Annotated in this window: 21 protein-coding genes, 2 tRNA genes and 1 pseudogene; 20 read left to right on the top strand and 4 right to left on the bottom strand. The window is 71.8% G+C overall.

Annotated elements, in window-relative coordinates:
* The first annotated feature begins 37 nt into the window (after positions 1 to 37).
* Positions 38 to 1,477 carry a GTPase ObgE gene (gene obgE / locus IF20_RS21365; protein WP_052866877.1) on the top strand — a complete coding sequence of 480 codons (1,440 nt, stop codon included), beginning with the start codon at positions 38 to 40 and terminating at the stop codon, positions 1,475 to 1,477.
* Between the two features lie 30 nt (positions 1,478 to 1,507).
* Here obgE and IF20_RS21360 read toward each other — a convergent pair whose 3' ends face one another.
* Complete coding sequence (locus IF20_RS21360) at positions 1,508 to 1,963, bottom strand: ATP-binding protein (protein WP_234426759.1); 456 nt, start codon at positions 1,961 to 1,963, stop codon at positions 1,508 to 1,510.
* An 89-nt stretch (positions 1,964 to 2,052) separates the two neighbouring features.
* On the opposite strand from IF20_RS21360, the gene IF20_RS21355 reads away from it, so the two are divergent.
* The 3 genes from IF20_RS21355 (at position 2,053) to IF20_RS21345 (ending at position 7,411) form a co-directional block, all read left to right on the top strand.
* On the top strand, positions 2,053 to 2,901 hold the full coding sequence (locus tag IF20_RS21355) for a helix-turn-helix domain-containing protein (protein ID WP_052866876.1): 849 nt from the start codon (positions 2,053 to 2,055) through the stop codon (positions 2,899 to 2,901).
* Positions 2,867 to 3,055, top strand: a complete 189-nt coding sequence (locus tag IF20_RS21350; RefSeq protein WP_052866875.1) for a DUF397 domain-containing protein — start codon at positions 2,867 to 2,869, stop codon at positions 3,053 to 3,055. Before IF20_RS21355 ends, IF20_RS21350 begins: the two co-directional genes overlap by 35 nt.
* Before the next feature lie 99 nt (positions 3,056 to 3,154).
* Complete coding sequence (locus tag IF20_RS21345; protein ID WP_052866874.1) at positions 3,155 to 7,411, top strand: nSTAND1 domain-containing NTPase; 4,257 nt, start codon at positions 3,155 to 3,157, stop codon at positions 7,409 to 7,411.
* 76 nt (positions 7,412 to 7,487) lie between these two features.
* Here the strand turns inward: IF20_RS21345 and IF20_RS21340 are convergent, their stop codons facing one another.
* A complete protein-coding gene (locus IF20_RS21340) occupies positions 7,488 to 9,671 on the bottom strand; it encodes a hypothetical protein (protein ID WP_234426758.1) in 2,184 nt (727 codons plus the stop codon).
* A gap of 446 nt (positions 9,672 to 10,117) precedes the next feature.
* On the opposite strand from IF20_RS21340, the gene proB reads away from it, so the two are divergent.
* From proB to IF20_RS40045, 5 genes are all read left to right on the top strand, one after another.
* A complete protein-coding gene (gene proB / locus IF20_RS21335) occupies positions 10,118 to 11,257 on the top strand; it encodes a glutamate 5-kinase (protein WP_456113438.1) in 1,140 nt (379 codons plus the stop codon).
* Between the two features lie 244 nt (positions 11,258 to 11,501).
* Entirely contained in the window at positions 11,502 to 12,011 is a 510-nt protein-coding gene (locus tag IF20_RS21330; RefSeq protein WP_052866872.1) for a hypothetical protein, read from the top strand.
* 244 nt (positions 12,012 to 12,255) lie between these two features.
* On the top strand, positions 12,256 to 13,542 hold the full coding sequence (locus IF20_RS21325; RefSeq protein ID WP_052866871.1) for a glutamate-5-semialdehyde dehydrogenase: 1,287 nt from the start codon (positions 12,256 to 12,258) through the stop codon (positions 13,540 to 13,542).
* Positions 13,543 to 13,669: 127 nt separating this feature from the next.
* A complete protein-coding gene (locus tag IF20_RS21320; protein ID WP_052866870.1) occupies positions 13,670 to 14,347 on the top strand; it encodes an SCO2584 family spore wall biosynthesis protein in 678 nt (225 codons plus the stop codon).
* Positions 14,348 to 14,453: 106 nt separating this feature from the next.
* Positions 14,454 to 15,710: an SCO2583 family membrane protein gene (locus IF20_RS40045; RefSeq protein WP_052866869.1), complete on the top strand. Its 1,257-nt coding sequence runs from the start codon at positions 14,454 to 14,456 to the stop codon at positions 15,708 to 15,710.
* Positions 15,711 to 15,856: 146 nt separating this feature from the next.
* Here IF20_RS40045 and IF20_RS21310 read toward each other — a convergent pair whose 3' ends face one another.
* Positions 15,857 to 16,945, bottom strand: coding sequence for a M48 family metallopeptidase (locus IF20_RS21310; protein WP_052866868.1), 1,089 nt, complete (start codon positions 16,943 to 16,945; stop codon positions 15,857 to 15,859).
* Positions 16,946 to 17,187: 242 nt separating this feature from the next.
* On the opposite strand from IF20_RS21310, the gene IF20_RS39295 reads away from it, so the two are divergent.
* The 10 genes and pseudogenes from IF20_RS39295 to IF20_RS21275 form a co-directional block, all read left to right on the top strand.
* Positions 17,188 to 17,337 (top strand): hypothetical protein, encoded by a 150-nt coding sequence (locus IF20_RS39295; protein ID WP_199896698.1) that lies wholly within the window; start codon positions 17,188 to 17,190, stop codon positions 17,335 to 17,337.
* A 164-nt stretch (positions 17,338 to 17,501) separates the two neighbouring features.
* Positions 17,502 to 17,666 carry a hypothetical protein gene (locus IF20_RS39290; protein ID WP_199896697.1) on the top strand — a complete coding sequence of 55 codons (165 nt, stop codon included), beginning with the start codon at positions 17,502 to 17,504 and terminating at the stop codon, positions 17,664 to 17,666.
* Positions 17,667 to 17,716: 50 nt separating this feature from the next.
* Positions 17,717 to 18,355, top strand: a complete 639-nt coding sequence (gene nadD / locus IF20_RS21305; RefSeq protein ID WP_052866867.1) for a nicotinate-nucleotide adenylyltransferase — start codon at positions 17,717 to 17,719, stop codon at positions 18,353 to 18,355.
* A gap of 38 nt (positions 18,356 to 18,393) precedes the next feature.
* Positions 18,394 to 20,214 carry an LCP family protein gene (locus IF20_RS21300; protein WP_052866866.1) on the top strand — a complete coding sequence of 607 codons (1,821 nt, stop codon included), beginning with the start codon at positions 18,394 to 18,396 and terminating at the stop codon, positions 20,212 to 20,214.
* A gap of 221 nt (positions 20,215 to 20,435) precedes the next feature.
* A complete protein-coding gene (gene rsfS / locus IF20_RS21295; protein WP_052866865.1) occupies positions 20,436 to 20,870 on the top strand; it encodes a ribosome silencing factor in 435 nt (144 codons plus the stop codon).
* Positions 20,867 to 21,520 carry a histidine phosphatase family protein gene (locus IF20_RS21290; protein WP_052867143.1) on the top strand — a complete coding sequence of 218 codons (654 nt, stop codon included), beginning with the start codon at positions 20,867 to 20,869 and terminating at the stop codon, positions 21,518 to 21,520. Before rsfS ends, IF20_RS21290 begins: the two co-directional genes overlap by 4 nt.
* Before the next feature lie 147 nt (positions 21,521 to 21,667).
* Positions 21,668 to 21,740 (top strand) — tRNA-Ala (locus IF20_RS21285).
* A gap of 254 nt (positions 21,741 to 21,994) precedes the next feature.
* Positions 21,995 to 22,153, top strand: a complete 159-nt coding sequence (locus IF20_RS38020) for a hypothetical protein (RefSeq protein ID WP_110944404.1) — start codon at positions 21,995 to 21,997, stop codon at positions 22,151 to 22,153.
* Between the two features lie 3 nt (positions 22,154 to 22,156).
* On the top strand, positions 22,157 to 22,390 hold the full coding sequence (locus IF20_RS21280) for a hypothetical protein (RefSeq protein WP_052866864.1): 234 nt from the start codon (positions 22,157 to 22,159) through the stop codon (positions 22,388 to 22,390).
* A gap of 327 nt (positions 22,391 to 22,717) precedes the next feature.
* Positions 22,718 to 24,451: pseudogene (locus tag IF20_RS21275) on the top strand (multicopper oxidase family protein); the annotation flags it as partial.
* On the opposite strand, the gene IF20_RS38015 reads toward IF20_RS21275, so the two are convergent.
* Positions 24,417 to 25,874, bottom strand: a complete 1,458-nt coding sequence (locus IF20_RS38015; protein ID WP_407702533.1) for a glycosyltransferase 87 family protein — start codon at positions 25,872 to 25,874, stop codon at positions 24,417 to 24,419. The pseudogene IF20_RS21275 and the gene IF20_RS38015 overlap by 35 nt on opposite strands.
* Before the next feature lie 218 nt (positions 25,875 to 26,092).
* On the opposite strand from IF20_RS38015, the gene IF20_RS21270 reads away from it, so the two are divergent.
* Positions 26,093 to 26,165 (top strand) — tRNA-Ala (locus tag IF20_RS21270).
* Positions 26,166 to 26,308 lie beyond the last annotated feature (143 nt).

Raw genomic sequence — 26,308 nt, 5'->3', positions numbered from 1 at the left:
CACGTACGTACCCCCGTAGTTACTGGAGGCACCCCCCATGACCACCTTCGTGGACCGCGTCGAGCTGCACGTCGCCGCGGGTAACGGAGGCCACGGCTGTGCCTCCGTCTTCCGGGAGAAGTTCAAGCCGCTCGGCGGCCCCGACGGCGGCAACGGCGGCCGTGGCGGCGACGTGATCCTGGTCGTGGACCAGGACGTCACCACCCTCCTGGACTACCACCACCACCCGCACCGCAAGGCCACCAACGGCCAGCCCGGCGCGGGCGACCACCGCGCCGGCAAGAACGGCCAGGACCTCGTCCTGCCCGTCCCGGACGGCACCGTCGTCCTCGACCGCAAGGGCAACGTCCTCGCCGACCTGGTCGGCCAGGGCACCACCTTCGTCGCGGGCCAGGGCGGCCGCGGCGGCCTCGGCAACGCGGCGCTGGCCTCGGCCCGCCGCAAGGCGCCCGGCTTCGCGCTGCTCGGCGAGCCCGGCGAGGAGCGGGACATCGTCCTGGAGCTCAAGACCGTCGCCGACGTGGCGCTGGTCGGCTACCCGAGCGCCGGCAAGTCCTCCCTCATCTCCGTCCTCTCCGCGGCCCGCCCGAAGATCGCCGACTACCCCTTCACCACCCTGGTGCCCAACCTCGGCGTGGTGACGGCCGGTTCGACGGTCTACACGATCGCGGACGTACCGGGCCTGATCCCCGGCGCCAGCCAGGGCAAGGGCCTCGGCCTGGAGTTCCTGCGCCACGTCGAGCGCTGCGAGGTGCTCGTCCACGTCCTGGACACCGCCACCCTGGAATCCGACCGTGACCCGCTCTCCGACCTCGACATCATCGAGGAGGAGCTGCGGCAGTACGGCGGCCTGGAGAACCGGCCCCGCGTGGTCGTCCTCAACAAGATCGACATCCCGGACGGCCAGGACCTGGCGGACATGATCCGCCCCGACCTGGAGTCCCGCGGCTACCGCATCTTCGAGGTGTCGGCTGTGGCCCGCACCGGCCTGAAGGAGCTGAGCTACGCGCTCGCCGACATCGTGGCCAAGGCCCGCGCGGCGAAGCCGGTGCAGGAGGCGACCCGCGTCGTCATCCGCCCCCAGGCCGTCAACGACGCCGGCTTCACGGTCACGCCCGAGGGCGAGGGCCTGTTCCGCGTACGCGGCGAGAAGCCGGAGCGCTGGGTCCGCCAGACCGACTTCAACAACGACGAGGCCGTGGGCTACCTCGCCGACCGCCTCAACCGCCTCGGCGTCGAGGACCAGCTCCTCAAGGCCGGCGCGCGGGCTGGTGACGGCGTGGCGATCGGCCCCGAGGACAACGCGGTCGTCTTCGACTGGGAGCCGACGATGATGGCCGGCGCGGAGATGCTGGGCCGCCGCGGCGAGGACCACCGCATGGAGGCCCCCCGCCCGGCCGCCCAGCGCCGCCGCGACCGCCAGGCGGAACGCGACGAGGCCGACTCGGAGTACGAGGGCTTCGACCCGTTGGGCTGAGCCCCTGGCCGCTTCGCGGCCTCTTCCGCGTCAGGCCCGCAGCTCGCACCAGACGGTCTTCCCGCCGGTGCGCTGCGGGCCTTCGCCGTCCCGGTCGTCCTGTTCCACTCCCCACTTGTCGGCGACCGCGGCGACGAGGGCGAGCCCCCGGCCGCCCACCGCGTAGGGGCCGGGGGCCTGGGGGCCGGGCAGTACGGGGTGCGCGTCGCGCACGCCGATCACCACGCCCGCCGCCGCGTCCTCGTGCCGCCGTACGGTCACGATGCACCGCCGGTCCGGCACGTGCCGGTACACGTTGACCAGCAGCTCGGTCACGACCAGCGCCGCGGCGTCCTCGACCCGCGCCAGCCCCCAGAGCCGCAACAGTTCGCGCAGGATCCGCCGCACGTGCCGGGGGCTGTGTGCGCCGACGGTCAGTGAGATGCGGTACTCCCGCGTCGGGAACGCGGAAGTGTCGATGATGTCGGTGTCCGAAGTGTCGTTCACGGGACAAGTCTGTGCAGCGTCGATTACGCTCTGCTATGGCTTGAATGCAACTGGTCGGCTGGTTGTGTTGGGTGGGGCGAGGGGTGGCCATGGCCAATTGCAAGGCGCTCGATCCCGGAGCTTCTCCGCTCGACTACTTCGGAGCGGAGCTGCGGCGGCTGCGCGAGCAAGCCGGCCTGACGCTCGATCAGTTAGGCAAGCGGGTGTACTTGACCGGTTCGATGATCGGTCAGGTGGAAACGGCTGCGAAGATGCCCAAAGACGAGCACATTCCTCGCCTCGACGAGGCCCTGGGGGCGGAAGGCGCGCTGGTTCGCCTATGGGAGTTGGTGCGCCGCAGCAAGCTGCCGTACAAGCACCGTCGCGTAGCCGAACTCCAGTCGTCCGCCAGGCGGATCCTCGCCTATCAGCCCCAGGTGGTCTACGGACTTCTGCAGACCCCGGAGTACGCACGGGCCATTCTCGGCGTACTCGACAAGGAGGGACTCGACGCCCGCGTCGACGCGTGGCTCGGGCGGCAACGGATCCTGGAGCGCGACAAGCCGCCATTGCTCTGGGTCGTCCTGGGGGAGGGTGTCCTGCACCAGGAAGTCGGCGGCCGTGAGGTGATGCGAAAGCAACTGGCGCACCTGTTGAGTTACCGAGACTCCCGGCACGTGCACATTCAGGTATTGCCGTACTCGGTCGGTGCGCATGCGGGCCTCGTCGGTGCGTTCTCGCTGTTCTCCTACCGAGGTCAGGCGGATATCGTCTACGCCGAGAGTTACGGCGGTGCCGAGCCGACCGCCGATCCGGAATCCGCCGAGGATTGCTCGCTCCGCTACGATCATCTGCAATCTGCCGCCCTGGCGCCGAATGTCTCGGCAGAGCTGATTGCTCGTGTGAGGGAGGAGCGCTATGGCAATGCCTGCGAACCCGGACCGCCTCCGGTGGCGTAAGTCCAGCTACAGCACCAACGAGGGCGGCGAATGCGTCGAGGTCGCCGAAGTGTCGACCGCCCTCGTCGCCATCCGGGACTCCAAAGACCCCCACGGGCCCATCGTCACCGTCACTCCCGCCGCCTTCGCCGACTTCGTCGCGTACGTCCGCTGAGGAGCGGGGGATACCCAGCGGCTGACCAACTGGGCATACTCACCTGTGGGTTGACCCACGGGGGTGGTGAGGATGGCGGGGCTGCGGAGTCCGGAGGACATGCTCGGGGCTGCCGTGCTGCGGGTCAGGGAGCCGGGCGAGGGCGGGGAGATCGTCGGGGCCGGCTTCCTCATCGCGCCCGACCTCGCCGTGACCTGCGCGCACGTCGTGTCGGACGCGCTGCGCACCCCGCACAGGGAGCCGCTGCCCGAGGACGCGCGCGTCCGCGTTGACCTGCCGCTGAGCGGCGGCGGCAGCGCCGAGGCGGACGTCGAGCACTGGCTGCCGTACGGGGACGACGGCACGGGCGACGTCGCCGTACTGCGGCTGCGCGCCCCGATCGACGGGGCGCGCCCGCTGCGCATGGCGGAGGCCACCAGCGTCTGGGAGCACGCCGCACGCGTCGCCGGCTTCCCCGCCACCTCCCCCGGAGGGGTCTGGCACATGGGGCGGCTGCGGGCCGGTACCGCCGAGGGGTGGGTGCAGTTCTCGCAGGGGGACGCCCACGGCACCCCGATAGAGCGGGGCTTCAGCGGCGCGCCCGTATGGGACGAGGAGCTGGGCGCTGTCGTCGGCATGGTGGTGCGGTCGCAGCTCTCCGGGCCGCGGCAGAGCTTCCTCATCCCGACCGGCGCGCTGCTCGCCGCCTTCCCCGCACTCGCCCCCGTCCTCCGTCCCGCCTCACCGTTCCGGGGACTGGCGGCGTTCCAGGAGGCGGACGCGGAGGTGTTCTTCGGGCGCGACGAGGAGGCGGTACAAGTCGCGGAGCTGGTCAGGACCCACCCGTACGTGACCATGGTGGGGCCGTCCGGCTGCGGGAAATCCTCGCTCGCGCTGGCCGGTGTCGTACCGCGGCTGCGTGCGGCGGGCTTCGCGGTCGTCGTGGTGCGCCCCGCCGCCGGCCGCTCCCTGCTCACCACCCTCGCCTCCGAACTGGTGGCGCTGCTCGACCCGGAGCTGCGCGGTGCCGAACGGGTCGCGCAAGCGCGGGATTTGGCGCCGCTGTTGGCCGACGGCGGGTTGCCGGAGACCGTCCGGCTGGTACTGGCGGAGACCGGCGCGCGGCGGCTGCTGATCGTGGTGGACCAGGGCGAGGAGCTGTTCGCGGACGCCGGGGGCCGGGAAGCGGACACCGCGGCCCCCGTCCTCTTCCCGGCTGACCCTCCGGAGGAGTTACGCGTCCTGGTCACCCTGCGTGCCGACTTCCTGGAGGCGGCGCTCGCCCATCCGGCCACCGGGCCGGCCCTCAGCCGCACGGTCCACGCGCTCGCCCCGATGACCCGCGAGCAGCTGCGGGCGGTGATCGTCCGGCCGGTCGAGGCGATCGCGTCCGTCGCGTACGACCCGGGCCTGGTGGACACGATGCTGGACGACGCGGGCGGCGAGCCGGGCGCGCTCCCGCTGCTGGGGTTCGTCCTGGACCGGCTCTGGCGCGAGCAGGAGCGCGGGCAGCTGCGCTTCGACGCGTACCGCGCGCTCGGCGGCGTGCAAGGCGCGCTCGGGCAGCAGGCGGAGGGCATCTGGCGGGAGTGTGTGCCGGCGGCGGACGAGGACGCGGCGCTCCGGCTGCTGACCGGGCTGGTACGGGTGCGGCCCGGCGGTGAGGGCGGCCCGCTGCGCAATGTTCTGACGCGGGCGGAGGCGGGCGAGGAGCGGTGGCGGATCGCCCGCGCGCTCGCGGCGCGGCGGCTGCTCGTCCTCGGTACCGACAGCGAACGCCGGGAGACCGTCGAGCTCGCGCACGAGGCGCTGATCGGTGCCTGGCCGCGGCTGGCGGAGCGGGTGCGGGCCGACCGGGAGTTCCTGCTCTGGCGCACGGGGCTCCGCCGGGACCTGGAGCGCTGGCAGGCGGCGGGGGAGCGGACCGACCGGCTGCCGGGCGCGGACGAACTGCGGGCGGCGCAGCCGTGGCTGAGGGGCCGCCGCACCGAGCTGAGCGCGGCGGAGCTGGACTACCTGGAGCGCGGGCTGCGCCACCGGCGGGCCCGCAAGCTCCGAAGACGCAGCGCCGGGATCGCCGGGGGACTGGTGCTCGCGCTGATCGTGACGCTGGGCACGTTCCTCGTCGTGCAGTCGGAGCTGAAGGCCGAGGCGGACCGGCAGTCCCGGTCCCGGGAGCTGGCGGGTCTCTCGGTGGAGTTGCGGGAACAGGACCCGGGGTTGGCCGCCATGGTCGCGATGGCCGCGTACCGGACGTCGCCGACGCGCGAGGCCCGCAACGAACTGCTGCGCCGGTACGACGAGATGCACGGCATTACTTGGCAGATGTCCGGCACACAGGGGAGCATCGACGCGCTGGCGCTCAGCGCGGGCGGCGGGGTGGTGCTGGTGACCACCGAGCTGGGGCGGGCGACGCTCTTCCTCCGGGGCGGCGGTGAACGGACCCGGCGCATCCAGCTCCCCGTCACCAGGAACATCATCTACCCGATGGTCAGCGCGGACGGGAAGCGCATCGCCTACCTGATACGGGGCGGCTCACTGGTCTGGCACGACGTCCGGCCGGACACCGACGGCCTGATCGGCCCGGCCCACACGCTGCGCGGCGACGGGGACGACCCGGACGGCAAGGGCACGATGACGAACCCGAAGGGCATCGGCGACATCTCGCCGGACGGCCGGCGCGCCGTGACCGTGGCAGACGGCCGCGTGACGCTGTGGGACCTGGCGGCCGGCGAGCGCCGGCGGCTGCCCGCCGCGGCCCCGGACGGCCTGAGCCATGTGTGGCTCGGCCCCGACGACCGTACGGTCGTGGCCACGGCCGGGAAGGAGCAGGGGCTGGGGCTCGACTCCGACCTGCGGTTGGTGGCCGTGGACACCCGTACGGGCAAATCCCGCACGCTCGCCAAGGACGTGGCCGACACGGCCCTCTCGGGCGACGGCGGAACCGCCGTGGTCTGCTCGGAGAGCGCGAACATCACCGGCGTCCGGTACCGGTTCGTGCGCGTCGCCGACGGCCGGGAGCTGGGCAGTTACGCTCCCGACCGCGCCGCGGGCTGCGACGACTTCGCCGTGGACAGGACCGGTGGTCGGCTGGCCACGGCCACGACGGGCGAGTGGACCGTGTACGACCGGGCGCGCCGCAAGGTGCTCGGGACCACCTCGGGGGCGCAGTACGTCGCGATGGTCGGCCGACGGCTGCTCGGCGGCGCCGACGCGCCGATCGTCGTCATCGCGCACGACAGGAGCATCACCGCGACGGTGCTGAACACCCGGCCGCGGGAGCGCGTCGAGAACCCGCGGCTCCTCGGGGACGGCACCCGCATGGTCATCAGGTCGGGGAAGGGCGCCGAGCGCCGGCTCCGGCTCCTGGGAACGGCGGACAGTCGGCGGGTCCTCGCGCAGAGCCCGCCGTACGAGGAGCGCGGGATCACCCGGCCACTGGCCGCCGACGACAGGGCATACGTCGCGGCACCGTCGGTCAACAAGGGCGAGACCCTGGTCGCCGACCTGGCGGCCTACGACACCGTGCTGGTCCACGCGCTGCCGTCGCTGCGCCCGGTGGCCCGGATCAGACTCCCGTTGCCACGCCCCAACGACTGGGACGAGCGGGAGATGCCGCAGGTCTTCTTCCTCGGCGCGGACGAGCTGGTGACCCGCACCGACACGGTGGTGATGCGCTGGGACGCCAGGACCGGGCGGCGGCTGTCGCGGCTGGACCTGCGCGACCTGAAGCTGACCAAGGACGGCCCGCTGCCTTTCGACTCGCAGAGCTCGCCGCCCAGCGCGGGCTTCGACATCGGCCGCTACCCCCCGGGGGACGGTCAGGTGCTGGTCAAGGTCGCCGACGAGGGCGCCGTCCACGTGGTCGACCTGCGCCGTGGGCGGGCGGAGAAGAGGTTCGCACTGGGCAGGGACGCCGCCGCGGCCGTCGTGGACGCCGGTGGCACCCGCGCGGCCGTCCTCACCCAGGGATCGCTGATCGAGCTGTGGTCCGTGCCGTCCGACAGCCGTCCGAAGCGGATCATGGGGCCGATCGGCCCGGTGAGCGAGCAGGGCACCGGTGGTTTCGTCCACTCCTTCCTCGGCGACAGCCCCGAGCTCTTCCTCGCGGAAGGGACCTCGGCGCGCGTCTACACGGCGGACGGCGAGTACCGGACCACCTTCGACTTCGGGCGGCAGCAGTACTTCATGGAGGTGACGAGGGATGGGAAGGCGCTGCTCCGGCAGGACAACTCGTCCGACGGCGTCGACCTGGTACGGCTCGATCCGGAGGACTGGCGCCGGGAGCTGTGCCGGGTGCTGGGACAGCGCACCTTCACGGCTGCGGAGCGGGACGGCATGACGGGCGGGCCGCCGCCGCAGGTCTGCGACGGCTAGCGCGGACGGGAAAGGCAGAAAGGCCCCGCGAGGATCACCTCGCGGGGCCTTCGTGCGGCTACGGGCCGGTCCGGCGTCACACCGAAGCGCGGGCCTCCGGCTCCGGGTGCTCGCCCTGCTCCGCCGCGTCCGCGGCCTCGGCCGCCTCAGCGGGCTCCGTGGCGGGGCGTACCGGGTCGGTGGACTCGGCCGGGTCCAGCTCCATCTCCTCCGCGGCCTCCTGCGCCTCGTTGGCCTCGGTGCCCTCGTCGCGCTGGCCGGGGACGCCGGCGAGCCGGGCCTCCATCCGGATGCGGCGCTCCTCCGCGGCGGCGTACAGCTCGAGCGCCGCGGCGTTGAAGCGGGCCAGCGACGGCGGGTCGGACGGGCCGAGCAGGTGCTCCTTGAGCTCCGTACGGGCCTGCACGAGCGTGTCCAGCTCCGGGTTGCGCACGGTCTCCAGGAGGCCGGCGACGCCGTCCGCCTCGGGCGTGAGGATCGTCGCGGCACGCACCGTCGGGAAGTTCGTGCGGAACTCGTCCTCGGTCATGCCGGAGGTGTTGGCGACCGCGTACGGCTTCTCGCTGCTCAGGTAGTCGGAGACCACGCTGGAGACGTCGCTGATCAGGACGTCGGCCTGGTTGAAGCAGGCGAAGATCGCCGGGCGGGAGGTGGTGATGATCAGGTGCTCCCACTCCGGGAAGGACGCCCAGTAGGCCTCCTCCCAGGCGGCGGTCGCGGCCGCGACGGCGGCGGCGCGGCCCTCCTCAGGAGCGCTCTGGACGAGCATCCGCTCCAGCTCGTCCGCGCTGCGGCGGAAGCCGGAGGTGGTCAGCGCGGCCAGGTCGGCGGCGCGGGCCTCCAGCTCGGCGGCGGCCTCCGGGCCGGGCCGGGCGCCGGAGCGCTGGGCGTTGGCCTCGGTGATCATCGCCTGGATGCGGGCGTTGGCGGCGCCGGCCCGCGGGTCGACCGAGCCGGTCATCGGGTGCGGCTTGTAGACCAGCCGGACCTTGGGGTCGGCGAGCAGCTCGCGGACGATGTTCTCGCCGGCGAGGATCACCGAGGTGTTGCCGGGGTTGCCGTCCCAGCCCTCCCAGGTGGGGGCGTACAGCACGGTGGTGTACTCGCCCTTGGGCGCGCCCTCGTACGCCTTGATCGGCGCCAGCTGCGGGCGGCCGACCTCGACGACGTCCTTGTCCTCCACGCCGATGTCGGCGAGCTGGTAGCGGTCGCGCGCGGCGGGACCGGCCACCCACACCTCGTCGTACGCCTTGGCGTAGGGGTTGCAGGAGGAGAGCTTGTCGCTCTCGCCGTGGTTGATGAAGGCGTGCTTGATGGAGGGGATGCGCAGGATCTGCGAGGTCTTGCCGGAGTTCGCCGGGTGCAGCAGGACCTTCAGGGCCGAGTGCTCCAGGCGCATCAGGTTGGCGACCTTGGGGATGCAGACGATCGGGATGTCGGTCGCGTCGATCTTCTGCACCATGAACCGCTCGCGGAGCACGATGATCGGCTGGCCGTCCAGCTCGGCGAGCGTGCTCAGCCACATGTTGGCCTGGTACGCGGAGGTGGTGCCGCCGGAGAAGTACATGCCGACGGTCGGCCGGTACTCGGCCAGCCAGTTGTCCAGCCACTCCAGGGCGCGCTGCTCGTTGACGGCGCGCTTCTTCGGGAGCAGCCAGGTCGCGAGGTACACCGTGCCGCCGATGGCCAGGACCAGGGCGATCACGAGGCCGATGCCGCCCCACAGGGCGTCGCGGGTGATCGCGGTGACCATCATGCCGAGCGTGGTCGGCACGGAGAAGCGCAGCAGGCGGCGGCCGGTCTGGCGGGCCAGGAGGCGCGGCGGGGCCTGGGTCAGGCGCAGTGCGGAGGCGTCGATGTTACGGGTGAGGAACGGCAGCGTGCGGGTGCGGCGGACCATGACGGCGGCCGCCTGGCACGCGAAGTGCGCCACGTAGAAGATCAGCAGGCCGATGGTGAGGGGGGCCTGCTCCTTGAGCGGGTTGATGCCCTGGATGTGCAGCAGTCCGACCAGGATCAGCATGTCGCGGATGAGCTGGCGGACGGTGATGTCCAGCCGGATCTTTCCCAGCAGGGAGAGCAGCCCGGGCTGCTTGTGCTGCAGGTAGAGGTCGAGGCCGAGGTTCACCACGGACGCGGCGATGAACAGCGGTACGACGGGCAGCAGGGCACCGACGAGCTGGGCCACGAACGCGATGAGCATCGCGATCAGGGCCACGAGCTTGGGGGCTCGTCGGTTGGCGAATCCGGCGGAAGGCACGAACGGGGCTCCTGGCGGCAAGTCGGTCAGGTGGGGGGCCGGTGGGGCGGCCGAGTCCCGGCGGTGAGGCGCCGTGGGGGCGGCGGACGGGACAGGTCGACAACCGACCGTATGACTTTGCGTGCCCCGAAGACAATCTGCTGTGGCTCGCATCACCGCGAATCAGGACGATTCGCTCGGAACCAAGAGCGGCCCTTTTCCGTCTTGCGTAGGTTGCCCGTACGCATGATCGCAGGCTTCTGTGCCGACGGTCACGCGGCGTCCGGCAGACGATATGGACAAGCGGCCGATGAGCCGTCTGCCGTAGATTTCGCCCGTACGGGCGTTCATGTCCGTACACCGCACGGCATCCATATGCCGTAAGGGGCCCGCACCCGAATGCGGGCACCGTCCGTATACGGGCACCGTCCGTGTGCGGGCACCGGACGGACAGCGAGACAGGGGTAATGGTGACAGGCGCAGGGCAGGCGGCAGGCGCACGGCAGGACGTGACGGAGGCCCGGCGGATCGTGGTGAAGGTCGGCTCGTCCTCGCTGACCACCGCGGCCGGCGGACTGGACGCGGACCGGGTGGACGCGCTCGTCGACGTGCTCGCCAAGCACCAGGACAAGGAGATCGTGCTGGTCTCCTCCGGCGCCATCGCGGCCGGCCTCGCCCCGCTGGGCCTGGAGAAGCGGCCCCGCGACCTGGCCCGGCAGCAGGCCGCCGCCAGCGTCGGCCAAGGCCTGCTGGTCGCCCGGTACACCGCCTCCTTCGCGCGCTACGGCCGCCGCGTCGGCCAGGTCCTGCTGACCAGCGACGACACCAGCCGCCGCACCCACTACCGCAACGCCTACCGCACCCTGGACCAGCTGCTGGCCATGGGCGCCGTGCCGATCGTCAACGAGAACGACACGGTCGCCACCGACGAGATCCGGTTCGGCGACAACGACCGGCTGGCGGCCCTCGTCGCCCATCTCGTCCGGGCCGATCTGCTCGTCCTGCTCTCCGATGTCGACGGCCTGTACGACGGCGACCCCTCGACCCCCGGCACCTCCCGGATAGCGCAGGTCAGCGGGCCGGAAGACCTGGCGGACATCTCCATCGGCAGCGCCGGCAAGGCGGGCGTCGGCACCGGCGGCATGGTCACCAAGGTGGAGGCGGCCCGGATCGCCGCTGCGGCCGGCATCCCGGTCGTCCTCACCTCCGCCGTGCACGCCTCCGAGGCGCTGGCCGGCGGCCCGACCGGCACCCACTTCCTGCGCACCGGGCGGCGCTCCGCCGACCGGCTGCTCTGGCTGGCCCACGCCTCCACCCCGCGCGGTGCGCTGACCTTGGACGACGGGGCCGTGGCGGCGATCGTCGAGCGGCACTCCTCGCTGCTGCCGGCCGGCATCGCGGCGGTCGAGGGGAGCTTCAGCGCGGGCGAGCCGGTCGAGCTGCGGAACACCGCGGGGGAGCCCGTCGCGCGCGGTCTCGTCAATTTCGACGCCCGCGAGATCCCCCGTCTGATCGGCAGGTCCACCCACGACCTCGCACGCGAGCTGGGCCCCGCGTATGAGCGCGAGGTCGTGCACCGTGACGACTTGGTCGTACTGCACCACTGACGGCCGTCACGAGAGGGAAACAGCACAGATAAGGAGCCGTCCGAGCGGCCGAAAGACCAGCCTTTCAACGGAGACCTTCTCGAAAACGCCCCCGCGACGGGCCGCGGGCTGGTCAACTTTGATGCGGGGACGCCGAAGGGGAGCGGCGCTTCCGGCGCAGTACCAGCGCGCTACGCCGATGTGAGACAGCACCGATCGGCTCCGCACGCGCGAGCGGAGCGACACGCATAACAGGAGGCCGCCGGTGAGACGAGGGCGCCCAGGGGCGCTGCCCCGAGGGACGGCGGAGCGGACGCTGACCAGCGTGGGGACCAGCATCCGGACCGGTGACGAGACCATCGGTCCGGAGCGTGACGAACGTGCGCAGCCCGGCGGAAGGCTCAAGGAGGCACCGCTCCCACGGGAGCGGGAGGCCTCCCGGCTCTGGCACGTCACCCTCAGCGTCTCCGGTGCGGAGGCGCCGCTGAAGGAGGTCCGGCGGGCTCTGGAGCAGCTGGCCCACGACCATCCCTTTCTGCTGACCAGCAGGTACGCCAACGACCACGCGGAGATCCGCTACTGGGAGGAGGCCCGGGACCTGCACGACGCGGCGGCGGTCGCCCTGCGGCTGTGGGGCGAGCACCGCTCCTCGGCGAAGCTGCCGCCCTGGGAGATCGTCGGGCTGGAGGTCATCGACCGCGAGACCTACCACCAGCGCATCGCGGAGGGGTACGGCCCGCCGCCGGCATCACCGGTGGGGGTCCACCCGTACTGACGCGGACGTACGTGTGCGGACGCTCACGTGCGCGCAGGCCGACGCGGACATACACGTGTGCAGACACACACGCCGCGCCTACGTGCCCGCGGCTCCGCGGGCACGTAGGCGGGCGGGCCGCGCATACGGGGGCGCCGCGCCCACGGGTGCGGCGCCCGCGGGGCGTCCCGGAGTGCTGACCGGGGCGTCCCGCAGTGTGAAATACGGCATGGCCGGGGCCTGCGCCCCGGTTAGGCTGCGGGCCATGACCAGCGCATCCGACGCCACGCAGACCGCCCAGAGCTCGCCCGTCCTCGACACCGCCCGCCGCGCCAGGGAGGCGGCCGCCGTGCTCGCCCCGCTGCCGCGCACGGCTCGGGACGGCGCGCTGCTGGCCGTCGCCGACGCGCTGGTGGCCAGGACCGAGGAGATCGTCGCGGCCAACGCGGAGGACATCGCCAAGGCGCGGGCCGCCGGCACCAGCGACTCCATCGTGGACCGGCTCACCCTCACCCCCGAGCGCATCGCCGCCATCGCCGCCGACGTGCGGCACGTCGTCGCGCTGCCCGACCCGGTCGGCGAGGTCGTCCGCGGCTCGACCCTCCCGAACGGCCTGGACCTGCGTCAGGTCCGCGTCCCGCTCGGCGTCGTCGGGATCATCTACGAGGCCCGCCCGAACGTCACGGTGGACGCCGCGGCGCTCTGCCTGAAGTCCGGCAACGCCGTCCTGCTGCGCGGCTCGTCCTCCGCGTACGCCTCGAACACCGCCCTGGTCGCCGTCCTGCGCGACGCGGTGGCCGAGGCCGGGCTGCCCGCCGACGCCGTCCAGCTGGTGCCCGGCCAGAGCCGGGAGTCGGTGAAGGAGCTGATGCGCGCCCGCGGCCTGGTCGACGTCCTCATCCCGCGCGGCGGCGCCTCGCTCATCCGCACGGTCGTGGAGGAGTCCACCGTCCCGGTCATCGAGACCGGCACCGGCAACTGCCACGTGTACGTCGACAAGGACGCCGACATCGAGACGGCGCTCAAGATCCTGATCAACAGCAAGGCGCAGCGCCCGAGTGTCTGCAACGCCGCCGAGACCGTCCTCGTGCACGCCGGCATCGCGGACACGTTCCTGCCGCGCGCGCTGGCCGCGCTCACGGAGGCGGGCGTGATGGTGCATGGCGACGAGACCTGGCAGAAGGCCGGGCCCGGCATGGTCGCGCCCGCCACGGACGAGGACTGGGCGACGGAGTACCTCTCGTACGACCTCGCCGCCGCCGTGGTGCCCGACCTGGACGCCGCCGTCGCGCACATCCGCCGCTGGTCCTCCGGCCACACCGAGGCCATCGTCACCACCTCGCAGGCCGCCGCCCGCCGCTTCACCCAGCTGGTGGACTCCACCACGGTCGCGGTCAACGCCTCGACCCGCTTCACGGACGGCAGCCAGTTCGGTTTCGGCGCGGAGATCGGCATCTCCACCCAGAAGCTGCACGCCCGCGGCCCGATGGGCCTGCCGGAGCTGACCTCGACCAAGTACATCGTCACCGGCGACGGCCACGTACGCGGCTGACGGCCCGTCGAGGCGTTCCCTCTTCGGGCCGGTTTTCCTTCCGGCCGGTTTTCGCCTCGATCTCCCTGATCGAGGCGAATTCCCTGTCTCCCTGCCCAAATTGACCGTCCGCGGCTAATCTGGACGGGTGCCGGACGACGTGGGGGCCGGGCCGTTCCCGGACGGCGGCGAGCCCGACGAGCACCATCACGGGAAGCACGGAGAGGCGGACGCGCGCTCGCCCCGCGGGGGCGAGGGCGACGAGTTCGCCGCCGTGGTCTTCGACGAGGAGTTCGTCCGGTCCGCCCTCATTCACGAGCCGACCGCCGTCGAGCGGATGGTCGCCGCCGCGCAGGCCCGCGCCGAGTCCGAGGCCGGCCGGGGGCGCCCGCTGCCGGCCGGCGAAGCGGGCGGGGGGCCGGAGGGCCGAGAAGGCCCTGGAGGGCCCGCAGGAGCGCCGGACGGGCGGCAGGCCGGGGAATTCCTCGCCTACAGTCCCTACGGCCCGTACGGCGGCGCTCTGCGCCCCTATCGCGGTACGGCCCGCTGGCACCGCCCGATCGCCTGGGTTCTCGCCGTCCTGATGGGCATCGGCATGGTCGTCCTCGCCTTCACGGCCGTCTACCGAGGCGCTGCCGGCCGCACCCAGTCCCCGGCCCCGCCGCCCGCGACCACCGGCGTCGACGGCAGACCACCCACCGCCCGTATCGGACAGGCGCCCGCATCCAGCGCCGAACGCGGCGGCCCGGCCCCGCCCGTCGTACTCCCTTCGGCCTCCGCCGACTCCGGCCCGCCGTCGGCGTCCGCCGTGCCGCGCGAGCCCTGATCGTCCGCGCCGTTCCGCGCCGTCTGCGCGCCCTGTCTGACCTGCTCGGGGAAGTTGGCGCGCACCTGGGCGTTTACCTCGGCCGCCGCGGACCTACCCTTGTTGTATGACCGGGCCAGGTGACCCTCCCGAAGGGACCCCAGAGGGCGCCCCGGGCGGAGGGGAGGACGAGTACCGATCCGTCGTGTTCGACGAATCGTTCGTACGCGCTGCGCGCTTGCAGGAGTTCTCCGCCCAGGAGCGGATGGGGGACCACGCACCCGCGGTGCGCAGCCGCCACGCCTGGTCGCGCTTCGGCGGCTCCCGGCAGGCGCTGATCCTCGTGCTGCTCATAGCGCTGGCCTTCGGTACCGCGATCTACATGGGCGTCCGCCATCCGTACCGCCCGCCGAACCCCAGCCCCGCACCGCCGCTGCGCAGTACGGTCATCCCGCTCGCGCCCGTGGGCACGGTGCCCGGCGGGCGCCCCGGTGACCTGTTCGAACGCAGTCCGGCGGCCGGTTTCCGTACCGGCGCCGAGGGTGTCAACCTCCCCGTGGTGCGGCGCACCGGTGAGTTCTCCGAGAACCAGGTCATGACCGCGCTGACCACCGCCAAGGAGTACGTCGTGCGGTCCTCGCTGGACCCGGACACGCTGGCCGGCGGGCCCGCGCGAGGCGTACGGCTGCTGCTGGACACCTCGCAGCTCGACCAGTTCGACCGGAGCCTGGAGCGCCCGTCCGCCGACGGGCGGCACGCCGCGACCGGCTGGCTGGTGCGGTTCGACCCCTCGCAGGTACGGCTCGCCGATCCGCACGTACGGGTCGAGGGCACCCTCGCGGCCGAGCCGGCGGCGGGCGGCAACGCCCTGGAGATCACCGCCGACTACACCTTCGTGTACGCGGTACGCCCGGCCGACGATCGCTCCGCCGGCGGACCGGGGAACACGGCCCCGGCCGCTTCGGGCACCGCGACTTCGGGCACCGCGACGGCACCGTCCGGCTCCGGCAGGGCGGCACCGGTCGCCGACGCACGGCCCATGGGGGGCGTGACGGCGGACGAAGGCAAGGCGCATGGCGAGACGCACGCCGTCGCGCGGGAGCGAGGCGACGGCGCGTCACTCTTCACCGTCCGCCGCGAGCTGCACTTCCGCTTCGACCGGGACGACCTGCGCGACCGCCGCCTGGAGCTCCAGTCGAGCTACCTCCAGGCCGGGCCGATGTCCTGCAACTCGGGCCCGGAGAGCGCCCTGCGTCCGCTGCTCGCGGGCGAACGGGCCGGGAACGGCCGCCCCCAGGGCACCGACCCCTACGCCCACGGCTCCACCAACGCCTCGCTCTGCGGCGTCATGGCCCCGTCCGCGGAACCCAGCCCGCTGAACTAGGACGACGACGGGGCCGCCGCAAGGGCGGCCCCTACGCGCAGAGGCCGGGCAGCCTCCGAGACGGCCCGTACGCCCAGAGGCCGGGCAGCCTCCGAGACGGCCCGTAGGCCGTGGCGGTCGAGCAGCCTCGGAGGCGGCCGTGGGTGCTACCGGTCGGACGGGGCGTCAGGGCCGTCGGTCCCCTGGCGGCCCGAGCCGCCGCTCCGGCCGCTGCCGAACACCGTGTCCCGCAGCTTGCCGCCCAGGTCGCCCGCGCCGCCCGCGATGTCCCGCACCAGGCCCATCAGCGGGTCCTTGCTGTTGCGCACCGAGTCGGCGTAGTGCGTCGCGGACTCCTTGAAGGAGTCGGACACCGAGGTGTCCTTGTCCTCCTCGCGGCGCGGGTAGTGCCCGTCCATGATGCGCTGGTGGTCGCGGGACGCGGCCCACTTCTTGAGCTCGGCGGCGCGCACGGTCGTGAACGGGTGGCTGCGCGGCAGCACGTTCAGGATCTTCAGCACGGAGTCGCGCAGGTCACCGCCGCGCTCGTACTCCTCCGCCTGGGCGAGGAAGGAGTCGACGTTCATCTCGTGCAGGTGGTTGCCGCCCGCGAGCTTCATCAGGCCGCGCATCGAGGCCTGCAGGTCCTGACCGACCAACAGCCCCGCCCGGTCCGCCGACAGCTCGGACTTGCGGAACCACTCGCGCAGCCCGGTCACTATCGCCATGATCGCCACATTGCCCAGCGGGATCCACGCGACCTTCAGGGCCAGGTTCGTCAGGAACAGCAATATCGTCCGGTACACCGCGTGCCCGGACAGCGCGTGCCCGACCTCGTGGCCGATGACCGCGCGCATCTCCTCCTCGTCGAGCAGCTCGACGAGGCCCGTGGTCAGCACGATCACCGGCTCGTCCAGGCCGATGCACATGGCGTTGGGCTGCGGGTCCTGATTGACGTACATCGGCGGGACCTTCTCCAGGTCCAGGATGTAACAGGCGTCCCGCAGCGCGTCGTTGAGGTGCGTGAACTGCTGGTCGCTGACGCGCACCGAATCCGAGAGGTACATCAGCCGCAGGCTGCGCTCGGGCAGCAGGCCGCTCAGTGCCTTGAAGACGGTGTCGAACCCGCTCAGCTTGCGCAGGGCCACCAGAGCGGACCGGTCCGCGGGGTGTTCGTACGCCCGGGAGGAGATTCCCGGGAACCGCCTGCGGTCCCTGCTCGGTACGCGCTCGCTGCCGTTCGGGCCATCCGTCATTGGGGCCTCCCCCTGATTCGACTGCGTGGATTCAGAGTAGAGGACGCCACTGACAGCGCTTTGGATGCTCGGCGTACGCTGGCGGAGGAACGAATCGCCGCAGATGCCCGCAAGGGGCGGCCCGCGCACGCCGATGCCGGGGCCGTCTCGCGCGCATCGCGGCGGAGGACGCCGGCGCGGCCGGCCGGGGCCCGTGCGGCGCACGAGCCCGCACAGACCCCCACAAAGGAGCGCGACCCCTCATGGTGGACCCGAGCGTGCTGCTCGCCGTACAGACCTCCAACGCCGACGGGCCGGGCTGGATCCTGCGCGCCGTGATCATCGTCGGCGTGCTCGGCGCGATCTTCCTGGCCTGGTTCCTGCTGCGCGGCTACGGCGGCGACCAGGAGTGAGGCGGGCCGAGGCGCCGCACACGCCCCTCTGAGGAGGGCGGAAACCACCGGAAAGGTCCACTGGTGCGCCGTTCCGGCGGAGTCGGCGTGAGGCCCGGACCGGCCCGCGCTTACGATGTGAGCGAAGTCCCTGCCCGCATCAGCCCGGATTGGTTCTGCCGACGATGAGCCTGCACCCCGCCGCACACTCCGTCCTGGTCGCCCTCGCCGAGGGTGGCGAACACGGTGGCAACCACAACAGCCTCAACCCCGCGATCACCGGTGGTGGCGCCCTCGTCGCGCTGCTGCTCCTGCTGTGGATCACCACTCGCTTCAACCGGGACCGCTGAGGCGGGGACCCGTATCCCTCGACGAGCGGCGCCCAGTAGGGTCTGCACGCATGGGAGAGCAGACAGGGCCCGTGAAGCGGCGGCTCGGAGTGATGGGCGGGACGTTCGACCCGATCCACCATGGTCACCTGGTCGCCGCCAGCGAGGTGGCCAGCCAGTTCCACCTCGATGAGGTCATCTTCGTACCGACGGGACAGCCGTGGCAGAAGAGCCACAAGGCGGTGTCCCCGGCCGAGGACCGGTATCTGATGACGGTCATCGCGACCGCGTCCAATCCGCAGTTCTCCGTCAGCCGCATCGACATCGACCGCGGCGGCAAGACGTACACCATCGACACCCTTCGGGATCTGCGCACCGAGCACACGGATGCGGATCTCTTTTTCATCACCGGCGCCGACGCGCTCGGTCAGATCCTGACCTGGCGGGACGCGGAGGAGCTGTTCTCGCTCGCGCACTTCATCGGGGTGACCAGGCCCGGCCATGTGCTGGCCGACCCCGGCCTGCCCGAGGGCGGGGTCTCGCTGGTCGAGGTGCCGGCCCTGGCCATCTCCTCGACCGATTGCCGGGCGCGCGTCGCCCAGGGGGAGCCGGTCTGGTACCTGGTGCCGGACGGCGTGGTGCGCTACATCGACAAGCGCCGTCTCTACCGGGACGACAGCCACCGCCACGACCGCGACGACGACCGCTGACGACGACCGCCGACGGGGCCGACGGAAAGAGGGCACCGGTGAACGACCGACAGGATCCGTACGCGCCACGGGATCCGTACGCCCAGGACCCCTACGAGGGGGCCCAGGGCCGGCAGAACGCGTCCGGGTACGCCTACGACGCGTATGGGCAGCCGGTGTACCAGGAGACGCCGAGCCAGTACGACCCGTACGGCGCGCCGTACGGGCACCCCCAGGGCCAGGGCTACGACCCGCAGTACGACCAGGCCCAGGGCTACGGCCAGGGTGCTTACGAGCAGGGCCACGGCCAGGGACACAGCCAGGGACACGGCCAGGGACACGGCCAGGGCTACGACCCGTACGGCGGCTACCAGCAGCCCGCGCAGCAGGCCCAGCAGACGCAGCAGCAGGCCTGGGTCCCGCAGCAGCCGCAGTACGGGCAACAGGAGTACGTCCGGCAGCAGTCCTACGAAGCGCAGACTCCCTACGAGCCGCAGCCTTCGTACGAGCCGCAGACCCCGTCCGAGGGTCGGCCGGCGTACGAGGCGGCCCCTTCGGGCACGCCGCAGGACCGGCCGGCCGGCACCGGTGGCCGCGCCGACGGTGCGGACCGCGTCGCCGGCGAGGAGTACCGCACCGAACAGTTCTCGTTCATCGAGGAGCAGGACGAGGAATCCGAAGACGTCATCGACTGGCTGCGCTTCACCGAAAGCCGTACCGAACGGCGCGAGGAGGCCAAGCGCCGCGGCCGCAGCCGCATCATCGCGCTGACCGTCGTCCTCGCCCTGCTGGCCGTGGGCGGCGTCGGCTACCTGTGGTGGGCCGGCAAGCTCCCGGGCCTGGGCGGCGCCGCCACCGGGGACGCGGCCACCGCTGCGGGCCAGAAGCGCGACGTGCTGCTGGTCCACCTCCGGCAGACCGGCAGCGACGAGAGCTCGACGGCGCTGCTCGTGGAGAACGAGACCACGCACAAGGGCACCACCGTCCTCCTCCCCAACAGCCTCGCGATCACCGGGGACGACGGCCAGGCCACCACCCTCGGCAAGTCCGTGCAGGACGCCGGCACCGAGCCGACGCGCGACTCCCTGAACACGCTGCTGGGCGCCGACATCAAGGCGAGCTGGCGACTGGACACGCCCTACCTGGAGAACCTCGTCGAGACGGTCGGCGGCATAACCGTGGACACCGACACCACCGTGCCGGGCGCCAAGAAGGGCGACGACCCACTGGTCAAGGCGGGCAAGGGGCGCGTACTGAACGGCCAGGCCGCCGTCGCGTACGCCACCTACCGGGGCCCGGGCGAGCTGCAGACCAAGCAGCTGGCGCGCTTCGGGCAGGTGATGCAGGCCACCTTGAAGAAGATGTCCAGCGACGCGGACGGCGCGACCGCCACCGTGAAGTCCCTCATGCAGGTCCTGGACCCGCCGCTCACCGTGGGTCAGCTCGGCAGCTCCCTCGCGCAGCGCGCCGAGCTCGCCAAGACGGGTGCCTACCGGACGACGGTGCTGCCCGTGCAGCAGGACGGCACCCTCAGCGCACGGACCGCCTCCGACGTGGTCAAGGACGTCCTGGGCGGCAAGGTGAAGAAGACCGATCCGAGCGCGACCGCGCGGGTCAGCGTCCGGAACGCCTCCGGCAGCCAGAAGGCGGTCGGACAGGCGCAGGCCACGCTGGTCAACGGCGGCTACTCCTTCGTGGACGGCGGCACCGCGGCGGGCTCCCTGTCGGCGTCCCGGGTGACGTACGCGGACGAGGCCTACCGGCCGCGCGCCGAAGAGGTCGCGAAGACGCTGGGCCTGCCGACGAGCGCGGTGAAGAAGGGCAAGGTCGCCTCGAACGCCGACATCACGGTGCTGCTGGGCAACGACTACAAGGGGTGAGCGTGACGGGTGGGGGCCGGCTTCGGCAGCGGCCCCGCGCCCGCCGCTCCGCCCCGTTCGCGGCCTGACCAGCGCCGATCGCCGTTTGTCCACAAGCCGGCCGGGGTGTCAGCGGTCCGTGAGACCCTTGAGGGGTACTTGACTGCTGACTCGGCCGCGGTCGGCGGGCCTTCCCGCGGACGGGGCCGGGCAGCACCGCCACCGACCCGGAAGTTTGGCTTGTGACCGCCACGGACCGCTCCATCGAGCTCATCAACGCCGCCGCCCAGGCGGCCGCCGACAAGCTCGCGCACGACATCATCGCGTACGACGTCAGCGACGTCCTCTCGATCACCGACGCCTTCCTGCTGGCGTCGGCGCCCAACGACCGCCAGGTCAAGTCGATCGTCGACGAGATCGAGGAGCGGCTGAACAAGGACCTGGGCGCCAAGCCGGTGCGCCGCGAGGGCGACCGCGAGGCCCGCTGGGTGCTCCTGGACTACGTCGACATCGTCGTCCACGTCCAGCACAGCGAGGAGCGCGTGTTCTACGCCCTGGAGCGGCTCTGGAAGGACTGCCCCGAGCTGGAGCTTCCCGAGGACGCCAAGGCGACCCGCGGCAAGGCCGCGGCGCACGCCGAGGAGACCGCCGCCGAGCAGGACGGAGAGCTGCGCTGAACGGCACGAAGGGGGGCCGCGGCCGCAAGATCGTCCTGTGGCGGCACGGCCAGACGGCGTGGAACCTGGAGCGCCGCTTCCAGGGCACCACGGACATCGAGCTCACCGAGGTGGGTGTCGAGCAGGCGCGCCGCGCCGCGCGGCTGCTCGCCGCCCTGAAGCCGGACGCGATCATCGCGTCCGACCTCAAGCGGGCGCGCCGCACGGCCGCCGAGCTGTCGGCGATCACGCGCTTGGACGTGGTGCACGACGAGGCGCTGCGCGAGACGTACGCGGGCGCCTGGCAGGGCCTGACGCACGACGAGATCATGGCGGCGTACGGCGAGCAGTACGCCGCATGGAAGCGCGGCGAGCCGGTGCGCCGTGGTGGCGGCGAGCTGGAGACCGAGGTCGCGGACCGCGCGGCGCCGCTCGTGCGGCTGGCGGCGGACAAGCTGCCCGACGACGGCACCCTGGTCGTCGTGAGCCACGGTGGCACGATCCGTACGACGATCGGCCGGCTGCTGGGCCTGGAGCCGCACCACTGGGAGGGCCTGGGCGGCCTGTCGAACTGCTGCTGGTCCGTGCTGGGCGAAGGAGCGCGCGGCTGGCGCCTGCTGGAGCACAACGCCGGCACCCTCCCCGAGCCGGTGTTGGGCGACGACGACTGACCTTTGGAGGACCGGTCGGCGGTGGCTCTCCGGGGGCCGTCCGACGGCCGGCCGGACCCGGATTTCACATCTGGGCAGGTCGCAGGCTAAAGTTCTTCTTGTTCGCGGCGCCGCCGGGGAAAACCCCGGAGGAGCGGAACAAGACCCGGGGCTATAGCTCAGTTGGTAGAGCGCCTGCATGGCATGCAGGAGGTCAGGAGTTCAATTCTCCTTAGCTCCACAACCCGGATGATCCCGCCCTCTGGCGGAGACGGAGAGCGATTCTCCGCCTCGCCAGGAGGCGGGATCACTGCTGTTTCCGGGCTTTGAGGGCGCGTTCGTTGCCGTGCGCGCCGTTGTGAGCGCCCGCGCTATGGCTTGTACGCGTCCGTGCGACGACAGCGGGTGGCCCGCCGACCGGTGAGACTGCGGGCCTGACCTGGTCCGCGGTCCGTGGCAGAATCGGACGGCGCCGGCAGGGGAGGAGAGAACGCGATGCCCACGAGCATCATCGAGGAGGTCCATGACCTGCTCGGCGTTGCCACCTCCGCGCTGCAATGCCCTTCCTGCGGCTCGCCGCACGTGGCGCAGATGCTGGGCGACAACGGTGGAATCTCGTTCGTCTGCACGGCCTGCGGCCACAGCTGGAGCTGACTGATGGGGGCACACAGCCGGAAGTGCGACTGGTGCGCCAGCGGTACGCCCATCGTGCGCGACATGGAACCGCCGAACCCCGACTTCCAGTACTGGTGCGAGGAATGCGCCCGGGCGCTGATCATCAAGGGCGACCCCATCGAGACCTACCGTGAGCTGGACGGCGAGCCCATCTACGGCCGCCTGCTCGACGAGCACTGCACGCTGAAGCGTTTCTACTCCTTCGCCACCGCCTGAAAGACGCCGCTGTGGCGCCCTCTGAAAGCCTGTCACCTCCCGCTTTCGCAGGCGCACAACCGCGCTCGGGATACCGCATTGGTCCCGCATGACCGTTTCTCCATAACTTCGGCGCACAACATGCGCCCTGAGCTGCTTTCAGCTCGGACACCCCGGACCGGACCGGTCCACTCAGCTATGTACGGCCTGTTGGCGATTGGCCGGAAAAACGCCGTTAGGAGCAGAACTCCGGCCGTAGTGTGAGGCGTTGTCATACACAGAGCTGTCGCCGCGGAACGGTCGGCGGCGCGGGGGAGCGACGGGGGCCGCACAGTGACAGACACAGCCATGGGGGACGCACGGCAGACGAAGACCGAGGCGGAGCGAGCAGAAGAGCCCAAGGTGGCCGGACTCACGCCTTTCATCGACGCGCTGCGCGTGCCGCCCGTCATCGAGCCGGGCCGCAGGGAAGCGGTGCGCGGCATCACCATCGAGCAGCGCGCCGCCTGGGCGCGGCTGCACTCCGAACTCCCGCCCACCAAGGTGTGGACGTACGACGGACACTATCCGGGGCCGACCATCGACGTGCCCCGGGGGCGCCTCCTGCGCGTCTCCTGGACGAACAGCATCACGGGAACCCTCCCGGTGACCGCGGCTCAGCAAGCCGCATCGACGGAGCACCCGGCACCGGCGGACGAGCCGGGCAGCAAAGGGGCCCAGCCCATCGAAGGCGTCGACAAGCTCCCGCCCTGGACGACGGCCCATCTGCACGGCGCCCGGACGAACGGTGGCAACGACGGTTGGCCGGAGAACGGCATCTCGCCCGGGGACGCCCAGCTCGCGGAGTATCCGAACGACCAGCCGGCGACGGCGTTGTGGTACCACGACCACGCCATGGACATCACCCGGTGGACCGTCTTCGCGGGGCTGGCCGGCCTGTACGTCGTGCGGGACGAGGAGGAGGCCGCGCTCCGTCTGCCGTCGGACGAGCGGGAAATCCCGCTCATCATCCAGGACCGCAACTTCGACACGGACGACGACGGTCACCTGACGGGCCGCCTGCTCCACAAGACCCTGATCGTGGCGAAGGAGAACGACGGCACCCCCGTCAGTGCCCCCTTCTTCGGCCCGTACACCCTGGTGAACGGCACGGTCTGGCCGCACCTGGACGTGGACGCGTGCTGGTACCGCTTCCGCGTGCTCAACGCCTCCAATGCCCGTGTCTACGGGCTGCAACTGCTCGACGAGGAGACGCAGAAGCCGGTCACCGGCGCGGTGTACCAGATCGGCACGGACAGCGGTCTGCTGCCGCGCCCGGTCCCGGTCGACGACCGCCTGGCGGTCGCACCCGCCGAGCGCGTGGACCTGCTCATCAACTTCGCCGCACTGCACGGCAAGGTGCTCCGGCTGATCAACACCATCCCGAACCCGGCCGCGCCCAAGGTGACGTATCCGCAGGTGATGCAGTTCCGGGTGAGCTCGGACACGGTGAAGGACACGTTCGTCCTGCCCGAGGTGATATCGCCGCACTTCGAGCGGATCACCAAGGACAACGCCCCGAAGCACAAGGAGCGCCTCATTCTGCTCACTCCGGTCACCGAGGTCACCAACGGCCACCCGGAGATGTGGGAGATGCACGAGGTCGACCCGAGCATGGTCAAGATCCCGTCCGAGGGGGTCGTGCAGATCAAGGGGCCCGACGGGCGGGTGCGGACGTATCAGCGCGGCGCCCGGACCTTCGACGACGCCCTCAGCTTCATGGTGGAGTTCGATACCTGGGAGCAGTGGAGCTTCCTGAACCTCGGCGTCGCGGCCGCTCACCCGATGCACATCCACCTCGTCGAGTTCCAGGCGCTCAGCCGCGACCGCTACCCTGCGCCGCCGAACGGCACCTTCGACCCCGACCTGGGCGGTACCCGCGCTCCGCTGGAGTACGGCGGTGACATCCCGATAACCCCGGGCGACCAGGGCTGGAAGGACACCATCCAGGTGCCCGCCGGTCAGATGGTCAACGTCATGGGGCGCTTCCATGGCGCGAAGGGCCGCTTCATGTACCACTGCCATCTGCTGGAACACGAGGACATGGGGATGATGCGCCCGTTCGTGGTGATGCCTCCTGAGGTGCTGGCGTTCCATCACCACCACCCGGGCGGCGGAGGCCACGACCACGGGGAGCACTGACCCCGGGCACCCCGGTCCGGCGGAGCAGGACGGCGGTCAGCAGCAGGAGCACGACACCGGCGATCGGGTAGACGCCCGAGAGCAGCAGTTGGCCGCCGTTCTGGTGCAGTTCCGCGTGGCTGTGGGGCCGGTGCGGTACCCACCACAGAGCGAAGGAGGCGAAGAGCAGCCCGAGCGCCCCGGTCGCCGCCCAGAGTCTGCGGCCCGCCCGAGTGGCCCGGCCGCCGCGGCGTACGGCCTCGGTGCCGAGCAGGATCAGCATCGGTACGGCCCACACCCAGTGGTGCGACCAGGAGACCGGGCTGACCAGCAGCGCGGTGGTGGCGCAGACCACGGCAGCCCAGGCGCGCTGTCCCCGCAGCAGGGCGGTGGTGGCGAGCGTCAGCCCGGCGATCGCCGCCACCGCCGCCGCGGCCGGCCACCACAGCCCGGTGTCGGGGGTGTGCAGCAGCCGGGCGAGGACACCGCGTAGCGACTGGTTCGCGGTGATCTCCACATCGCCCGGCCGGTCGGAGGCGAAGACGATCTCGGTCCAGAAGCGGACCGAGTCGCGGGGCAGGGCCAGGGCGGAGAGGAGCACGGTGCCGAGGAAGGTCAGGACCGCGACGCAGGCCTGGCGCAGCCAGGGGTTCCAGGTGCCGCGCAGCCCCTGCCCCGGACGGCGCAGCTGACGGGCGCGCAGCAGCCCGGCGAGCGCGAGCCACACGGCGAAGAGGGCCGGCGTGAGCTTGATCCCGGCCGCGATGCCGATGCCGATACCGGCCCAGCGGTGAGTGTCCCGGCGGGTGACGTCCCAGAGCACGAGCACGGCGAGGAGGAGGTTGATCTGCCCGTAGCGCAGCGTGGTCCACACCGGCTCGCACCACACGAGCAGTGCGGAGAGCGCGAGGGTCACGGTGGCCTGTCGGGCGCGCGGGGCGCGGGCTCCGGGGGCGGTCGACGGCAGGCCGGTCAGCCGCAGGGTCAGGTGCACCACGGCGACCAGGAGCAGCAGGTTGCCGAGGGTGGCGAGCGTGCGCATCTCCGGTACGTGGAGGAAGGTCAGCGGCACGAAGAGCAGGGAGGCGAAGGGCGGATAGGTGTTGGGCAGCCGCGCGGAGGTGGCGAGCATCTCGTAGAGGTCGCCACCGGTGCGGGCGGTCCAGCCCTCGGCGCGGTAGACCATCAGATCCAGCATGGTCACGCCCGCCAACCGCTGGGCGATCCAGAAGACCGTGAAGGAGAGCACGCAGGCCAGGGCGGCCACCAGGACGCGGCGGTGCGCGCCCGGGAGAGGGGACGGACCGCGGCGTCCGGCGGACTGGTCGAGCTTCGGCGCGGTCACGTTCCAGGCCCCCGGTTGCTTTCGAGCACGGACGATCGACAGTACCTCTGCCGACCGCCCGGACGGGTGCCGCGCGTGGCCCGCGCCGGCCTCCAGGAGGCCCGGCGGACTGCGCACGGCGGAGGGTCGGGAAAGCGATTTGGCAAAGGCCCGGGGCAGCCGTGTAATGTAGTCGATGTCGCCGCGAGGGAAACCCCGCGAAGACCACAACAGAACACGGGGCTATAGCTCAGTTGGTAGAGCGCCTGCATGGCATGCAGGAGGTCAGGAGTTCAATTCTCCTTAGCTCCACAGTGATCAGAGCGGGCCGTCCGAAGAGGACGGCCCGCTCTGTCGTGCATGCACCTTTCCCGTCACGCTCTCGGTCGCCGCTCGTACTCGCCGACGCCTGTGGGCGCCCGACCGGCCGACCGACCGGGCGGCTCGGCCGCGGA

Origin of the sequence: Streptomyces niger (assembly GCF_000718305.1) — a bacterium.
Classification (GTDB): Bacteria; Actinomycetota; Actinomycetes; order Streptomycetales; family Streptomycetaceae; genus Streptomyces; species Streptomyces niger.
This window is presented reverse-complemented; position numbering and strand designations above follow the sequence as displayed.

Bases quoted from the DNA above. Each gene is read 5' to 3' on its own strand.
- IF20_RS39290 (WP_199896697.1), top strand. From the start codon at position 17,502: ATGAGCCTGCACCCCGCCGCACACTCCGTCCTGGTCGCCCTCGCCGAG.
- IF20_RS39295 (WP_199896698.1), top strand. From the start codon at position 17,188: ATGGTGGACCCGAGCGTGCTGCTCGCCGTACAGACCTCCAACGCCGAC.
- IF20_RS21280 (WP_052866864.1), top strand. From the start codon at position 22,157: ATGGGGGCACACAGCCGGAAGTGCGACTGGTGCGCCAGCGGTACGCCC.
- nadD (WP_052866867.1), top strand. From the start codon at position 17,717: ATGGGAGAGCAGACAGGGCCCGTGAAGCGGCGGCTCGGAGTGATGGGC.
- IF20_RS38020 (WP_110944404.1), top strand. From the start codon at position 21,995: ATGCCCACGAGCATCATCGAGGAGGTCCATGACCTGCTCGGCGTTGCC.
- IF20_RS21310 (WP_052866868.1), bottom strand. From the start codon at position 16,945: ATGACGGATGGCCCGAACGGCAGCGAGCGCGTACCGAGCAGGGACCGC.
- obgE (WP_052866877.1), top strand. From the start codon at position 38: ATGACCACCTTCGTGGACCGCGTCGAGCTGCACGTCGCCGCGGGTAAC.
- IF20_RS21325 (WP_052866871.1), top strand. From the start codon at position 12,256: ATGACCAGCGCATCCGACGCCACGCAGACCGCCCAGAGCTCGCCCGTC.
- IF20_RS21345 (WP_052866874.1), top strand. From the start codon at position 3,155: ATGCTCGGGGCTGCCGTGCTGCGGGTCAGGGAGCCGGGCGAGGGCGGG.
- proB (WP_456113438.1), top strand. From the start codon at position 10,118: ATGGTGACAGGCGCAGGGCAGGCGGCAGGCGCACGGCAGGACGTGACG.
- IF20_RS21355 (WP_052866876.1), top strand. From the start codon at position 2,053: ATGGCCAATTGCAAGGCGCTCGATCCCGGAGCTTCTCCGCTCGACTAC.
- IF20_RS21350 (WP_052866875.1), top strand. From the start codon at position 2,867: ATGCCTGCGAACCCGGACCGCCTCCGGTGGCGTAAGTCCAGCTACAGC.
- IF20_RS40045 (WP_052866869.1), top strand. From the start codon at position 14,454: ATGACCGGGCCAGGTGACCCTCCCGAAGGGACCCCAGAGGGCGCCCCG.